Raw genomic sequence first — 15,548 nt, 5'->3', positions numbered from 1 at the left:
TCAGTATTAATCTATAGGCCGAGGTCAACAAACGACCTTTTCGAAACACATGATTCCGTTATGGAATGAACTCCTTCCTTTTTTGCTCGGTATTTGCCCGTCATGTCCAAACGCCTGATGCCTTCGACCACCGCCCTTCAGTGCTTCGAAGCGGCCGCCCGCCACCTGAGTTTCACCCGCGCGGCCCAGGAACTGCACCTGACCCAGAGCGCCGTCAGCAAGCAGGTGGCGCAGCTTGAGGACATGCTGTCGCACTCGCTGTTCCAGCGCATTCGCCGGCGCCTGCACCTGACCCCGGCTGGCGCGCTGTACCTCACCGAAGTGAACAAGATCCTCACCCAGATCGACATTTCCAGCCGCTACATCCTCAGCTACGGCGACGAGACCGAAGTGCTGCGCATCGCCACCCAGCCCACCTTCGGCGCGCGCTGGCTGGTACCCCGGCTGAAGGGTTTTGGCGACCGCTACCCGCGCATTCACCTGGATATCCGCAATGAGCTGGAGCCGTTCGACCTGGTGCAGGCCAAGGCCGACATTGCGTTTTTCTTCGGCCAGGGCACCTGGCCCGGGGCAACCTGCATCGAACTGTTCAGCGAGGAAGTGGTGCCGGTGTGCAGCCCGCAGCTGCTGGCCAACCACCGGTTCGACAGCGCCCAGGCGCTGACCGAACACCGCCTGTTGCAGTGCGTGTCGCGCCCGGAGGCCTGGCACGAATGGTTCCTGGGGCTGGGGCTGCATAGTCAGAACAGCTACCACGGGCCCCGCTTCGACACGTTCTACCTGTGCATCCGCGCAGCCATTGCCGGCTGCGGCATCGCCCTGATTCCGCGCTACCTGGTGGCCGAAGAGTTGAGCGAGCGCAAGCTGGTAGTGGCCTGGGACCACCCGGTGGCGAGCAACGGCCGGCACTTCATCGCCCATGCCGAGCATGCGGCCGAAGTGCCCAAGGTCAGGGCCTTCGTGCAGTGGATTCGGGAGCGGGTGGCCGAGGGGGATTGATTACTTCCTGCACTGGCCCTATCGCCGGCAAGCCAGCTCCCACAAGTACTCCACAGCCATCAAGACCTGTGCCGTACCTGTGGGAGCTGGCTTGCCGGCGATAGGGCCGGAATGGCAGATACAAAAACCAGCTAGTTCAAGAATCCAGGGAATGACCGCAATCGAATAATTCGTTTGCGGAATAACCTGCCAACACGCTTGGATAATAAGAAATTCGAACAAAGGTCCGCGTGCCCATGAATCAGGAAAGTATCAGCCAATCCATCGCCATCGTTCACCCGATCACACTTTCCCATGGCCGCAATGCCGAAGTCTGGGACACCGACGGCAAACGATACATCGACTTCGTCGGTGGTATCGGTGTACTCAACCTGGGCCACTGCAACCCGGCCGTGGTCGAGGCGATCCAGGCCCAGGCCGCTCGCCTGACCCACTACGCCTTCAACGCAGCCCCCCACGGCCCATACCTGGCGCTGATGGAACAACTGAGCCAATTCGTACCGGTCAGCTACCCATTGGCCGGCATGCTCACCAACAGCGGCGCGGAAGCTGCGGAAAACGCCCTGAAAGTGGCCCGCGGTGCCACCGGCAAACGCGCCATCATCGCCTTCGACGGCGGCTTCCACGGTCGCACCCTGGCCACCCTGAACCTCAACGGCAAGGTCGCCCCGTACAAGCAGCGGGTCGGTGAATTGCCGGGGCCGGTGTACCACCTGCCCTACCCCAGCGCCGACACCGGGGTTACCTGCGAACAGGCCCTCAAGGCCATGGACCGCCTGTTCAGCGTCGAGCTGGCAGTGGAAGACGTGGCGGCGTTCATCTTCGAGCCGGTGCAGGGCGAAGGCGGCTTCCTCGCCCTTGACCCAGCCTTCGCCCAGGCCCTGCGCCGCTTCTGCGACGAGCACCGCATCCTGATCATCATCGACGAGATCCAGTCAGGTTTCGGCCGCACCGGCCAGCGCTTCGCCTTCCCGCGCTTAGGGCTCGAGCCCGACCTGCTGCTGTTGGCCAAGAGCATTGCTGGCGGCATGCCGCTGGGTGCGGTGGTCGGGCGCAAGGAGTTGATGGCAGCGCTGCCCAAGGGCGGCCTGGGTGGCACCTATTCAGGCAACCCGATCGCCTGTGCGGCAGCCCTGGCCAGCCTGGCGCAGATGACCGACGAGAACATCGCTACCTGGGGTGAGCGCCAGGAGCAGGCAATCGTGCGCCGCTTCGAGCATTGGAAGGCCTCGGGCCTGAGCCCGTTCATCGGCCGCCTGACCGGCGTCGGCGCCATGCGCGGGATCGAGTTCGTCAACGCCGACGGCAGCCCGGCACCGGCGCAACTGGCCAAGGTGATGGACGCGGCGCGGGCCAAGGGCCTGTTGCTGATGCCCAGCGGCAAGGCGCGGCACATCATCCGCCTGCTGGCACCGCTGACCATCGAGGCCGAAGTGCTCGAGGAAGGCCTGGATATCCTCGAGCAGTGCCTGGCCGAGCTGAACTGATACTTACAAGCCCAGCTCTGCGGGAGTGAGCATGTCGGACTCGAAGGCAATCCAGCCGCCTTCGAGCTCGGCGTGGCCGTTGACGATCGGGCCGTAGTAAGTCAGGCCGTTTTCCAGGGTCACGCAGATGTGCGTGGCGTTCTTTTCGGGGGCTGCGAGCGTACCGACGAAATGCACCTTCTTCAGCGTTTCGGTCACCGCTTCCAGGCCAACGCGCATGTTTGGGTTTTCCGAGGCTTCGGTGTCGCCGCCGCGGTCTTCGGCGCTGATGGTGATGGTGGCGATGTACGGGTACTTGGTGCTCAAGCGGGTTACCTCTGTGGGTGTGTAGGCGTATGGGCGCGTAGAGTACGGCAGGTGATCTCCATTGTCTCTACTGGCCTCTTCGCGGGCACGCCCGCTCCCACAGGGATCGCATGTTGCTCAGGTTGTGCACAGCACCTGTGGGAGCGGGCGAGCCCGCGAAGAGGCCGGGCCTGCAAAAGGTGATCTGAATGCCCCGATCTGTTAGGGTGCCCGCCGATGCACGCCACACCACACGAGGATCCCGAGTGAGCGCCGAAGAACCCCTGATCGCCGACCTGTTCGAAGTCGACAAACGCCTGTCCCTCAAGCCCGTGGCGGACTTCAACAGCTACCTGCGCAACGCCTTCGGCGAAGGCCCGTGCCGTTGCCATCGCTGCACCGAAGGGGGCGACCAAGGCACCTACAGCCACGCCCACACCTTCACCTTCGACGGCCGCCAATGGCACCGCCGCTTTGCCAGCACCTCCGGCAGCGACGTCGCCCAGGCCCTGAAAAAGGCCTGGCTTTCGTACACCAAGGCCGATCTCAACCTGGTCGGCGCACTGGACCTAGCCACTCTCAAGACCTTCACCGAAGCCGCCCTGCACACGCGCCTGCTGGCCCTGCTGCCAGCCAGCGGCCTGGCCCGCGAAGTGGATGGCCAGTGGCAGCTGCAAGCCCAGGCCGACTGACGGCCCGGCGGTAAAGCAGGATTCTCCCGTTCTGCTACCGTGGGAGAATCCGCTCATCCGCAGGTAGTCCGCCATGGCCCGTACAACGCCCATCGAGCTGTATCGCAATATCGGTATCGTCGCCCACGTGGACGCCGGCAAGACCACGACCACCGAGCGGATCCTGTTCTACACCGGGGTCAACCACAAGATGGGCGAAGTGCACGATGGTGCCGCGACCATGGACTGGATGGCCCAGGAGCAGGAGCGCGGTATCACCATCACCTCGGCGGCGACCACTGCCTTCTGGCAGGGCTCGACCAAGCAGTTCGCCCACAAGTATCGCTTCAACATCATTGACACCCCGGGCCACGTCGACTTCACCATCGAGGTGGAGCGCTCGCTGCGCGTGCTCGATGGCGCGGTAGTGGTGTTCAGCGGCGCGGACGGGGTCGAACCGCAGTCCGAGACCGTATGGCGCCAGGCCAACAAGTACCACGTGCCGCGCCTGGCCTACATCAACAAGATGGACCGCCAGGGCGCCGACTTCCTGCGCGTGGTCAAGCAGATCGATCAGCGCCTGGGCCACCATCCGGTGCCGATCCAGCTGGCCATCGGCAGCGAAGAGAACTTCATCGGCCAGATCGACCTGGTGAAGATGAAGGCCATCTACTGGAACGATGTCGACCAGGGCACCAGCTACCGCGAAGAAGACATCCCTGCCGAGCTGCAGGCGCTGGCCGACGAATGGCGCGCGCACATGGTCGAGGCAGCGGCCGAGGCCGATGACGAACTGCTCACCAAGTTTCTCGAAGGCGAAGCGTTAAGCATCGAAGAGATCAAGGCCGGCCTGCGCAAACGCACCTTGAACAACGAGATCGTGCCGACCATTCTAGGCTCGTCGTTCAAGAACAAGGGCGTGCCGCTGATGCTCGACGCGGTCATCGACTACCTGCCCGCCCCGTCGGAGATCCCGGCCATCAAGGGCACCGACCCGGATGACGAAGAAAAGCACCTGGAGCGACACGCCGACGACAGCGAGCCGTTCTCGGCCCTGGCATTCAAGATTGCCACCGACCCGTTCGTCGGCACCCTGACCTTCGCCCGGGTCTACTCCGGCGTGCTCAGCTCCGGCAACGCGGTGCTCAACTCGGTAAAGGGCAAGAAGGAACGCATCGGCCGCATGGTGCAGATGCATGCCAACCAGCGGGCTGAAATCAAGGATGTGTGCGCCGGCGACATCGCCGCGCTCATCGGCATGAAGGACGTGACCACCGGCGACACCCTGTGCGACATGGACAAGCCGATCATTCTCGAGCGCATGGACTTCCCCGACCCGGTAATTTCCGTGGCAGTGGAACCAAAGACCAAGGCCGATCAGGAAAAAATGGGCATCGCCCTCGGCAAGCTCGCCCAGGAGGACCCGTCATTCCGCGTGCGCACCGACGAGGAGACCGGCCAGACCATCATCTCGGGCATGGGCGAGTTGCACCTGGACATCATCGTCGACCGCATGCGCCGCGAGTTCAACGTCGAGGCCAACATCGGCAAGCCACAGGTGGCCTACCGAGAGAAAATCCGCAACACCTGCGAGATCGAGGGCCGCTTCGTCCGCCAGTCCGGCGGCCGGGGCCAATACGGCCACTGCTGGATCCGCTTCGCCCCCGGTGACGAGGGCAAGGAGGGCCTGGAGTTCATCAACGAGATCGTTGGCGGCGTGGTACCACGCGAATACATCCCGGCTATCCAGAAAGGCATCGAGGAGCAGATGAAGAACGGCGTGCTGGCCGGCTACCCGCTGATCAACCTGAAGGCGGCGGTGTACGACGGCTCGTACCACGATGTCGACTCGAACGAAATGGCCTACAAGATTGCCGCCTCGATGGCCACCAAGCAGCTGTCGCAGAAAGGTGGGGCGGTGTTGCTGGAGCCGGTGATGAAGGTGGAGGTGGTGACCCCGGAGGAGTACCAGGGTGACATCCTCGGCGACCTGAGCCGGCGCCGCGGGATGATCCAGGACGGTGACGAAACACCGGCCGGCAAGGTGATCCGTGCCGAGGTGCCGCTGGGCGAGATGTTCGGCTATGCCACCTCGATGCGCTCCATGACCCAGGGCCGGGCCAGCTTCTCGATGGAGTTCACCCGTTATGCCGAGGCACCAGCGAGCATTGCCGATGCCATCGTCAAGAAGAACCGCGGGGAGTGATTCGTTCGCCTGTGCTGCCCTCTTCGCGGCTATAGCCGCTCTCATAGAACAACACATGACTCATTGGTTCGGCGAGGTTCTGTAGGAGCAGCCTTGTGCTGCGAAGAGGCCGGTACTGATAAAGCCTGTCTGTTGCTTGTACCAGCCTCTTCGCAGCACAAGGCTGCTCCTACAAAGGACGCGTCAGACGAGCGATATTTGTTCTCTGCGCGACAGCGCAGCCCAAAAGGGCTGGGTAATCTCCCACAGGGAATGCATACCCCCTGTAGGAGCGGCTTTAACCGCGAAGAGGCCAGCACAGGCAACAACCCTTCTCAGTGCTGCTCCCCAGCCCGCTTCAGCAGCTTCTTGCAGCGCTCGGACAAATGCACCACCCGCAACTGCTTGCCCGCCCTCGCATACCGCTCCCGCAAGGTTTTCAACGCCGCAATCGCCGAATAATCGACAAAGCTCAAATGCTGGCAATCCAGGGTCACCTTGTCCGGGTCGTTAGCCGGGTCGAACTGGTTCAGGAACACCGTAGTCGAGGCAAAGAACAGCGTGCCATGCACCTGGTAATGCTTGCCCTCCTCTGCATCCTCATGGCTGTCGGCATACAGCTCCCGCGCATGCTGCCAGGCAAAGTTCACCGCCGCGATGACGATGCCGAACAGCACCGCCACGGCCAGGTCGGTGAACACCGTGACCACGGTCACCGCAATGATCGCCAGCACATCGCTCAGCGGCACTTTGTGCAGCACCCGCAAAGACGCCCAGGCAAAGGTCTGCTGCGCCACCACGAACATCACCCCGACCAGCGCCGCCAGCGGAATACGCTCGATCAACGGCGACAGGAACAACACGAACAGCAAGACCATAACCCCGGCCACCACCCCCGATAGCCGACCACGGCCATTGGAGCTGAGGTTGATCATGGTCTGGCCGATCATCGCGCAACCACCCATGCCACCGCACAGGCCGGAAACCATGTTGGCCGCGCCCAGCGCCACGCACTCGCGGTCCGGGTAGCCACGGCTCTCGGTGATTTCATCGGTCAGGTTGAGCGTAAGCAGGGTCTCCAGCAGGCCGACCATGGCCATCAGCACCGCATAGGGGGCGATGATCTTGAGGGTCTCGAGGTTCCACGGCACGTCCGGCAGGGCCAGCTGCGGCAGGCCACCGGCGATGCGCGCCATATCGCCCAGGGTGCGTGTGGGCAGGCCAAGCAGGTACACCAGCAAACCAACGCCAAGGATCGCCACCAGCGCTGGCGGCACCGTACGGGTCAACTTCGGCAGCACGTAGACCACCGCCATGGTCAGCGCCACCAGTCCAATCATCAGGTACAGCGGCGTACCGCTGAGCCAGTGCCCGCCCTCCTTGAAGTGTTCCAGTTGGGCCAAGGCGATAACGATCGCCAGGCCGTTGACGAAACCGAGCATCACCGGGTACGGCACCAACCGCACCAGCTTGCCCAGGCGCAGCAAGCCGAACAGCATCATCACCACGCCGCCCAGCAAAACCGTGGCCAGCAGGTACTGCGCACCGTGCTGCACCACCAGGGCAACGATCACCACCGCCATCGAGCCGGCGGCACCGGAAATCATCCCCGGTCGACCACCGAAAAGCGCCGTCAGGGTGCAGATGATGAAGGCGCCATACAGGCCCATCAGCGGATTCAGGTGAGCCACCAGGGCAAAGGCGATGCACTCGGGCACCAAGGCGAACGAGGTGGTCAGGCCGGCGAGCACGTCGGCGCGAAGTCGGGCGGGTTTCATGGGCATCCTGTGAGGCGGTCCGGGCGGACGGTACAAAAACAAGGGGCGCGATGTTACGGAATTTGTCTGACAGCGGCCACCGCTCAAGGGGTTCTGTAACGTGAAACCAGCAGAAGCCGGGCAAATTTGCCATCATGAACATTCCACCTGCGGAGATCATGGACATGCCGCTACGCCCCCTATTCGCCGCCTTGCTGCTGGCCGCCAGCCTCACTGCCCAGGCCGCCACCGAGGTATTGCCGCTACAACACCGCAGCAGCGCCGAACTGCTGCCCGCCGCCCAGGCATTCATCGGCAAGGACGGCACGGTCAGCGCCTTCGAGAACAAGCTGATCGTAAACGCCAGCCCCGAACGCATTGACGACCTGCGCACCCTGCTGCAACAACTGGATACCGCACCCAAGCGCCTGCTGATCAGCGTCGACAACAACGACAGCAACTTCCAGGACAACCGTGGCAACGCGCGCGTCATCCACTATGGCACCAGCAACCGTGACGGCGGCATGCAGCAGATTCAGGCCAGCGAAGGCCAGCCGGCGCTGATCCAGATTGGCCAGAGCATCCCGATCACCAGCACCAGCACCGACGGCTACGGGCGCATCCAGAGCAACACCGAATACCGCAACGTGACCCAAGGTTTCTACGTCACCCCCAGCTTGAGTGGCGATACGGTTCGTCTGCAAATAAGCACCAATAATGACCGTATCAGCCAGGAACGTGCTGATGTAGTGAAAGTACAAAGCACCGACACGACAATCACCGGCAAGCTCGGAGAATGGATCACCCTGGCCGGCTACAACCAGCAGAGCCAAGCCGACCGTAGCGCCTCAAGCCACAGTTACAGCACCCAACGGGGTGAAAACATGACTTTGCGCGTCAAAGTCGACCTTCTCGACTGATCCCAGGCAATTCAAGGCCTCGACCAAAGGCCTTGAAACTGACTGCCAAGTCGCATTAGACCAAAGATGTAGTAAGTGAAAAAAACCACTACAAAACATTTGACAGGGTCTTTTTCCCAAGGGCATGATGGCCTCGCTCCCGCTAATCAGGGGCCCTGGCAAGGGCCTTCGAGGCGCGCTCTTCCCACCCCTGGAGGCGTCTCGTGTCTATACGGCCCACAAGGCGGTTCGACGGGATTGCGACTGCAACGAAGAAGTTGTCCCGAGGGACGGAAGCGCATCACCGCAGTACTGGCAATCGCGTAGCACCGCAGCAAGGCAACCACGAGCCAACCTGCCGGAGCATCCTTTCGCCTGGCCTGCACACCCTTCCCCTTCGAGCCTTCGCGTTCGCCGCCGCACTCCTGCGAACAGGACAGCCGCCAGCTCCTGATCTGCTCCGAGCATCAGCACAATTACCCCAAGATCGATGCGACGAGGTTTATTTCCATGGCACTGACACGCGAACAGCAAATTGCAGCCCTCGAGAAAGACTGGGCCGAGAACCCGCGCTGGAAAGGCGTGACCCGTACCTACACCGCCGCTGATGTCGTTCGCCTGCGTGGCTCCCTGCAGCCGGAGCACACCCTGGCCCGCCTGGGTGCAGAAAAACTGTGGAAGTTGGTCACCGAAGGTGCCCACCCGTCCTTCCGCCCAGAAAAAGATTTCGTCAACTGCATGGGCGCCCTGACCGGCGGCCAGGCAGTGCAGCAGGTCAAGGCCGGCATCCAGGCCATCTACCTGTCCGGCTGGCAGGTTGCCGCCGACAACAACTCGGCCGAGTCCATGTACCCTGACCAGTCGCTGTACCCCGTCGACTCGGTACCGACCGTGGTCAAGCGCATCAACAACGCCTTCCGCCGCGCCGACCAGATCCAGTGGAAAGCCGGCAAGAACCCGGGTGACGATGGCTACATCGACTACTTCGCACCGATCGTGGCCGACGCCGAAGCCGGTTTCGGTGGCGTGCTGAACGCCTACGAACTGATGAAGAACATGATCGAAGCAGGCGCCGCCGGTGTGCACTTCGAAGACCAGCTGGCCTCGGTGAAAAAATGCGGCCACATGGGTGGCAAGGTACTGGTACCGACCCAGGAAGCCGTGCAAAAGCTGGTGGCAGCGCGCCTGGCAGCTGACGTATCGGGCGTGCCGACCATCATCCTGGCCCGTACCGACGCCAACGCCGCCGACCTGCTGACCAGCGACTGCGACCCGTACGACCAGCCGTTCGTGATTGGCGAGCGCACCCGTGAAGGCTTCTACAAGGTACGCGCCGGCCTCGACCAGGCCATCGCCCGCGGCCTGGCCTACGCGCCGTACGCCGACCTGATCTGGTGCGAAACCGCCAAGCCGGACCTGGACGAAGCCCGCCGCTTCGCCGAAGCGATCAAGAAGGAGTATCCGGACCAGATCCTGTCGTACAACTGCTCGCCTTCCTTCAACTGGAAGAAGAACCTGGACGACGCGACCATCGCCAAGTTCCAGCGCGAGCTGTCGGCAATGGGCTACAAGCACCAGTTCATCACCCTGGCCGGCATCCACAACATGTGGCACGGCATGTTCAATCTGGCGCACGACTACGCCCGCAACGACATGACCGCCTACGTGAAGCTGCAGGAGCAGGAATTCGCTGACGCCAACAAAGGCTACACCTTCGTGGCGCACCAGCAGGAAGTGGGCACTGGCTACTTCGACGACATGACCACCGTGATTCAGGGTGGCGCATCGTCGGTGACTGCACTGACCGGTTCGACCGAGGAAGAGCAGTTCCACTGATAGTGGGTTGCTGTTGAAGAAAGGCCCGAGGCTTGTTAAAGCCCCGGGCCTTTCTTTTGGGCCTGTACCCAGAAATACACGGAACCTGTAGGAGCGGCCTTGTGTCGCGAAAGGGCTGCAAAGCAGCCCCAGCATTTTTTGCCTCGATGCTTAAATCCTGGGGCCGCTCTGCGGCCCTTTCGCGACACAAGGCCGCTCCTACAAAGCAATCGCGAAGCCCTGCAATACCTCAGTGCTTCATGCCCAGCTCCGCATCATCCATCAGCGCCTTGGCCATCGCGCTCAGATAGTGGGCGGCCCAGATCATCATCGGCTTCTCATCCATCAGGCCGGTGATGGTCAGTTCGCGCACGTAACCCATCAATTCCGAAGACTGCTCGCGGGCGTCGCGACAGGGAATGCCTGGCTCGATGCGGAACAGTGGGTGGGTGCCATTTTCGCCTTGGTAGAACGTGGTCTTGCCGACAGTGAATTGGGTGTCTTCTGTGGTCATTTTTGTATCCCCTGAAAATTCTCGACTGCCTGGACGGGCCCTTTCGCGGGTAAACCCGCTCCCACAGGGACTGTGCAAGCCTTGAAGACTGTGGTGATCCTGTGGGAGCGGGCTCACCCGCGAAGAGGCCCGCCCAGACAACACATCACTCAAGCCTCAGTGCAAAGTCCGAAGCTCAGCGGGCATCTGCACCTGGATCAATGCCGACTCAAGCAAAGCCCGCAGCGCCTCAAGGTCATGCATCGAGGTCATCATCAGGATCGACGCCGGTGATTTGGGCTGCACCAGCAAGGCCTGATGCACCACGGTCGCCGCGCACAGTGCGTAGTCGGTGGCCTGGATCAGGGTGTCTTCGAGGGAATGGGGGTTGTGGGGTGGATCGGGGACAACTTTCAGCATGACTCGCTCCTTTCTTTCCTGTTTGGCTACCATCCGCCCGCTGTCAAACGGTTGGGTGGCAGCTATGCGCGGGTTGACAGACCGGTGGAAAGAAAGAAAGAAAGACCGGCGCACGCGAGCGTGCCCACACGCACAGCCGCCATTGAGGCAAAGCGAGTGCACCTTCTTTCAATTCCGGCCTGTCAAAGCCGTGTCGTTGATGTGCAACGGCACGCCGAGACTAGAGCGCTGCCACAGCAGCCGCAACGGAAAAAAGGCGGCAAGAGTATGTTTGGGAAATGGCCTACATGGAAGGGGTTAAATCCGACATCTCAGGTGTTCTGCGCCCGGTTGCGTCAGGGCGGCGAGGTGCCTGCCTTGGTTTTTGCGGTGTTGCATAGATCGAGCGCCGCCCGCGCGGCGCCCGGTCTCACAGGCGCCACATTCCTTTCATCAAGCCCATGGCAGCCCCAACACAATCCAAAGGCATCACCGGCAAAACCCACGATCAGGTCTATGCTTGAGGCAGCCCAGCCGCAAGGACCGCCCATGCCTCGCCCAAGCCACCTGATGATTCTCGCCTTGGCCGCCGCCACCTTCTATATATATGCACTGGCCAGCGACAACACCTTGCTCGCCCTCCTGGCCAAACCGATCCCGGTGCTGACCCTGATCGCCTGGCTGCGCAGCACCCCTGCCACACCTTATCGCCAGTGGATCACCCTAGGCCTGGCACTCTCGGTACTCGGCGACATCCTGCTGGCCATCCCCGCCGACCTGTTCGTGTTCGGCCTTGCTGCCTTCCTCTGCGCCCACCTGGCCTACCTGCGCGCCTATTGCAGCCAGACCCTGCGCCCAGCCCTGCCCGCACTGCTGCTGAGCGGCATCACCGGCATCACTCTGCTCGGCGTGCTGGCCAGCCGCGGCCTCGGCCCACTACTGATCCCGGTCGTGCTCTACGCCTTGACCATCAGCGCCATGCTCTGGCGCGCCCTGGCCTGTGGCGGGCTCGCCGCGCTCGGCGCCTGCCTGTTCGTGCTCTCCGACAGCCTGATCGGTATCGACCGCTTCGTCAGCCCGTTCGCCGCCGCGCCGTACCTGATCATCCTCACCTACTGGCTCGGCCAATGGGCGATCGCTTCATCAGCCAGTCATCGCTCAATCGGTAAAGTATTGACCCAGGGCGGGGCAAGCGGCGTCAGAAGCTGCTAGAACAGGCGTTTTTTGCATTTGCAAGTAGGGGGAATCGCCAGATGAACTTTACAAGACACAGAACAACGGAAATATCAGACATCAGATCAAATGATATTAATTATCATTTCGAAACTTGCAATTCGTTACCATTCGCAGGAAACATAATTAACAAAACCGCACGCAATGCCCGAATCTCAAGGCTTTCAGCCAGTTACAAGCGGCTTTTGTACTTAATCCTACGAATAAATTTGCTACAGAAATTTTACTTGCACGGGGTTTACCCATAAAATCAGCGCGATTGATTCAGCTGCGACATTTGGTCACTGCATGTGCGACACCAGGTCGCCGCTCTACACTTATTTCAGACTGCAGAGCTGGGTCTCTGTATAAGGATCTCTAGCATGTCCGATTCGGCAGGACTCATCGCCCACAACTGGGGCTTTGCCATCTTCCTCCTGGGTGTCGTCGGCCTGTGCGCCTTCATGCTCGGCCTTTCCAGCCTGCTCGGTAGCAAGGCCTGGGGCCGCGCCAAGAACGAACCCTTCGAATCCGGCATGCTGCCCGTCGGCAGCGCCCGCCTGCGCCTGTCCGCCAAATTCTATCTGGTCGCGATGCTGTTCGTGATCTTCGATATCGAAGCCCTCTTTCTCTTTGCATGGTCTGTGTCCGTCCGCGAAAGCGGCTGGACCGGATTCGTCGAAGCACTCGTTTTCATAGCAATTCTGTTGGCTGGTCTTGTCTACCTATGGCGCGTCGGGGCACTTGATTGGGCTCCCGAAGGTCGCCGCAAGCGGCAAGCGAAGCTGAAACAATGAGGCTTTGGCATGCAATACAATCTCACCAGAATCGATCCGGATGCGCCCAACGAGCAGTACCCGGTCGGTGAACGGGAAACCGTCACCGATCAACTGCTGGAGGACCAGGTCCACAAGAACATCTTCATGGGCAAGCTTGAAGATGTGCTGCGTGGCGCGGTCAACTGGGGTCGCAAGAACTCCCTCTGGCCGTACAACTTCGGCCTGTCCTGCTGCTACGTGGAAATGACCACGGCCTTCACGGCACCCCACGACATCGCCCGCTTCGGCGCCGAAGTCATCCGGGCATCGCCGCGTCAGGCCGACTTCATGGTCATCGCCGGTACCTGCTTCGTCAAAATGGCGCCGATCATCCAGCGCCTGTACGAGCAGATGCTCGAGCCGAAATGGGTAATTTCCATGGGTTCGTGCGCCAACTCCGGCGGCATGTACGACATCTACTCGGTCGTTCAGGGGGTCGACAAGTTCCTCCCCGTGGACGTCTATGTGCCCGGCTGCCCGCCACGCCCTGAGGCTTTCCTGCAAGGCTTGATGCTGCTGCAGGAGTCGATCGGCCAAGAACGACGCCCGCTTTCCTGGGTTGTTGGTGATCAAGGTATTTACCGTGCCGAGATGCCAGCCCAGAAAGACCTGCGTCGTGAGCAGCGCATTGCAGTAACCAACCTGCGCAGCCCCGACGAAGTCTGATCCAGCGACCTGCCGCCCGCTCCCCTGGAGCCGGCGGCCTGGCTTCATTCTTAACGTTGACCCAAAGCGACCGAGACCATGACAGCGGACAACGCTATTTTCATTCCGCCCTACAAGGCTGACGACCAGGATGTGGTCGTCGAACTGCACAACCGTTTTGGCGCCGAAGCATTCGTCGCCCAGGAAACCCGCACCGGCATGCCCGTGCTGTGGGTCAAGCGCGAGCAGCTCAAGGAAGTGCTCAGCTTCCTGCGCGGCGTGGCCAAACCGTACAGCATGCTGTACGACCTGCACGGCGTCGACGAGCGCCTGCGCACCCAGCGCCGCGGCCTGCCAGCTGCCGACTTCAGCGTGTTCTACCACCTGCTGTCGATCGAGCGTAACAGCGATGTGATGATCAAGGTGTCGCTCAGCGAAGGCGACCTGAACCTGCCGACCGTGACCGGTATCTGGCCGAACGCCAACTGGTACGAGCGCGAAGTCTGGGACATGTTCGGCATCGACTTTGCCGGCCACCCGCACCTCAGCCGCATCATGATGCCGCCCACCTGGGAAGGCCACCCGCTGCGCAAGGACTACCCGGCCCGCGCCACCGAGTTCGACCCCTACAGCCTGACCCTGGCCAAGCAGCAGCTTGAAGAGGAATCGGCACGCTTCAACCCGGAAGCCTGGGGCATGAAGCGCCAGGGCGCCAACGAGGACTACATGTTCCTCAACCTCGGCCCCAACCACCCTTCCGCGCACGGTGCGTTCCGTATCGTCCTGCAGCTGGACGGTGAAGAGATCGTCGACTGCGTACCGGACATCGGCTACCACCACCGTGGCGCCGAGAAAATGGCCGAGCGCCAGTCCTGGCACAGCTTCATCCCCTACACCGACCGTATCGACTACCTCGGCGGGGTAATGAACAACCTGCCGTACGTGCTCGCGGTCGAGAAGCTGGCCGGCATCAAGGTGCCACAGAAGGTCGACACCATCCGCGTGATGCTGGCCGAGTTCTTCCGTATCACCAGCCACCTGCTGTTCCTGGGTACCTACATCCAGGACGTCGGCGCCATGACCCCGGTGTTCTTCACCTTCACCGACCGCCAGCGCGCGTACACCGTGATCGAAGCGATCACCGGTTTCCGCCTGCACCCGGCCTGGTACCGCATCGGTGGCGTCGCCCACGACCTGCCGCGCGGCTGGGACAAACTGGTCAAGGACTTCGTCGAATGGCTGCCCAAGCGCCTCGACGAGTACGAAAAGGCTGCCCTGCAGAACAGCATCCTCAAGGGCCGTACCATCGGCGTTGCCGCGTACAACACCAAGGAAGCCCTGGCCTGGGGTACCACCGGTGCCGGCCTGCGTGCCACCGGTTGCGACTTCGACCTGCGTAAAGCCCGCCCCTACTCCGGCTACGAGAACTTCGAGTTCGAAGTACCGCTGGCCCACAACGGCGATGCCTACGATCGCTGCATGGTCCGTGTCGAGGAGATGCGCCAGAGTATCCGCATCATCGACCAGTGCCTGCGCAACATGCCGGAAGGCCCGTACAAGGCGGATCACCCGCTGACCACGCCGCCACCGAAAGAGCGCACCCTGCAGCACATCGAAACCCTGATCACGCACTTCCTGCAAGTCTCGTGGGGCCCGGTCATGCCGGCCAACGAGTCGTTCCAGATGATCGAGGCGACCAAGGGCATCAACAGTTACTACCTGACGAGCGATGGCGGCACCATGAGCTACCGCACCCGGATCCGTACCCCGAGCTACCCGCACCTGCAGCAGATCCCTTCGGTGATCAAAGGCAGCATGGTCGCCGACCTCATTGCGTACCTGGGCAGTATCGACTTCGTTATGGCTGACGTGGACCGCTAAGC

14 protein-coding genes are annotated in these 15,548 nt (G+C 61.8%); 10 read left to right on the top strand and 4 right to left on the bottom strand.

Annotated elements, in window-relative coordinates; genetic code table 11:
- The first annotated feature begins 102 nt into the window (after positions 1–102).
- Together CAG18_RS04900 and CAG18_RS04895 are read left to right on the top strand one after the other, a co-directional pair.
- Positions 103–999 (top strand): LysR substrate-binding domain-containing protein, encoded by an 897-nt coding sequence (locus tag CAG18_RS04900; RefSeq protein WP_061304210.1) that lies wholly within the window; start codon positions 103–105, stop codon positions 997–999.
- Positions 1,000–1,235: 236 nt separating this feature from the next.
- A complete protein-coding gene (locus CAG18_RS04895) occupies positions 1,236–2,486 on the top strand; it encodes an aspartate aminotransferase family protein (protein WP_085720496.1) in 1,251 nt (416 codons plus the stop codon).
- 3 nt (positions 2,487–2,489) lie between these two features.
- Here the strand turns inward: CAG18_RS04895 and CAG18_RS04890 are convergent, their stop codons facing one another.
- Entirely contained in the window at positions 2,490–2,792 is a 303-nt protein-coding gene (locus CAG18_RS04890; RefSeq protein WP_085720495.1) for a hypothetical protein, read from the bottom strand.
- Between the two features lie 245 nt (positions 2,793–3,037).
- On the opposite strand from CAG18_RS04890, the gene CAG18_RS04885 reads away from it, so the two are divergent.
- Positions 3,038–3,463: a hypothetical protein gene (locus CAG18_RS04885; protein ID WP_085720494.1), complete on the top strand. Its 426-nt coding sequence runs from the start codon at positions 3,038–3,040 to the stop codon at positions 3,461–3,463.
- A 73-nt stretch (positions 3,464–3,536) separates the two neighbouring features.
- Positions 3,537–5,648, top strand: a complete 2,112-nt coding sequence (gene fusA / locus CAG18_RS04880; RefSeq protein WP_085720493.1) for an elongation factor G — start codon at positions 3,537–3,539, stop codon at positions 5,646–5,648.
- 314 nt (positions 5,649–5,962) lie between these two features.
- Here the strand turns inward: fusA and CAG18_RS04875 are convergent, their stop codons facing one another.
- Entirely contained in the window at positions 5,963–7,405 is a 1,443-nt protein-coding gene (locus CAG18_RS04875; RefSeq protein ID WP_085720492.1) for a SulP family inorganic anion transporter, read from the bottom strand.
- A gap of 134 nt (positions 7,406–7,539) precedes the next feature.
- Here CAG18_RS04875 and CAG18_RS04870 point away from each other — a divergent pair, with 134 nt between their 5' ends.
- Together CAG18_RS04870 and aceA are read left to right on the top strand one after the other, a co-directional pair.
- Positions 7,540–8,304: a secretin N-terminal domain-containing protein gene (locus tag CAG18_RS04870; protein WP_013973379.1), complete on the top strand. Its 765-nt coding sequence runs from the start codon at positions 7,540–7,542 to the stop codon at positions 8,302–8,304.
- A 489-nt stretch (positions 8,305–8,793) separates the two neighbouring features.
- Positions 8,794–10,119: an isocitrate lyase gene (gene aceA, locus CAG18_RS04865; protein WP_013973380.1), complete on the top strand. Its 1,326-nt coding sequence runs from the start codon at positions 8,794–8,796 to the stop codon at positions 10,117–10,119.
- Between the two features lie 229 nt (positions 10,120–10,348).
- Here aceA and CAG18_RS04860 read toward each other — a convergent pair whose 3' ends face one another.
- Together CAG18_RS04860 and CAG18_RS04855 are read right to left on the bottom strand one after the other, a co-directional pair.
- Positions 10,349–10,612, bottom strand: coding sequence for a DUF3077 domain-containing protein (locus CAG18_RS04860; protein ID WP_023660664.1), 264 nt, complete (start codon positions 10,610–10,612; stop codon positions 10,349–10,351).
- A gap of 156 nt (positions 10,613–10,768) precedes the next feature.
- Positions 10,769–11,011, bottom strand: a complete 243-nt coding sequence (locus CAG18_RS04855; protein WP_085720491.1) for a hypothetical protein — start codon at positions 11,009–11,011, stop codon at positions 10,769–10,771.
- A gap of 528 nt (positions 11,012–11,539) precedes the next feature.
- Here CAG18_RS04855 and CAG18_RS04850 point away from each other — a divergent pair.
- The 4 genes from CAG18_RS04850 to nuoC all read left to right on the top strand — a co-directional run bounded on the left by CAG18_RS04850 (position 11,540) and on the right by nuoC (position 15,546).
- Positions 11,540–12,202, top strand: a complete 663-nt coding sequence (locus CAG18_RS04850; protein WP_085720490.1) for a lysoplasmalogenase — start codon at positions 11,540–11,542, stop codon at positions 12,200–12,202.
- A gap of 383 nt (positions 12,203–12,585) precedes the next feature.
- Complete coding sequence (locus tag CAG18_RS04845; RefSeq protein WP_003251427.1) at positions 12,586–12,999, top strand: NADH-quinone oxidoreductase subunit A; 414 nt, start codon at positions 12,586–12,588, stop codon at positions 12,997–12,999.
- A gap of 9 nt (positions 13,000–13,008) precedes the next feature.
- Positions 13,009–13,686: an NADH-quinone oxidoreductase subunit B family protein gene (locus tag CAG18_RS04840; RefSeq protein WP_003251429.1), complete on the top strand. Its 678-nt coding sequence runs from the start codon at positions 13,009–13,011 to the stop codon at positions 13,684–13,686.
- A gap of 78 nt (positions 13,687–13,764) precedes the next feature.
- On the top strand, positions 13,765–15,546 hold the full coding sequence (gene nuoC, locus CAG18_RS04835; protein WP_013973384.1) for an NADH-quinone oxidoreductase subunit C/D: 1,782 nt from the start codon (positions 13,765–13,767) through the stop codon (positions 15,544–15,546).
- The last annotated feature ends 2 nt before the right edge of the window (positions 15,547–15,548 follow it).

The organism is Pseudomonas sp. B22(2017), from assembly GCF_002113105.1.
Classification (GTDB): domain Bacteria; phylum Pseudomonadota; class Gammaproteobacteria; order Pseudomonadales; family Pseudomonadaceae; genus Aquipseudomonas; species Aquipseudomonas asiatica.
Note: the sequence above shows the minus strand (reverse complement) of the source record. Positions and strands in the feature narration are given on the sequence as shown.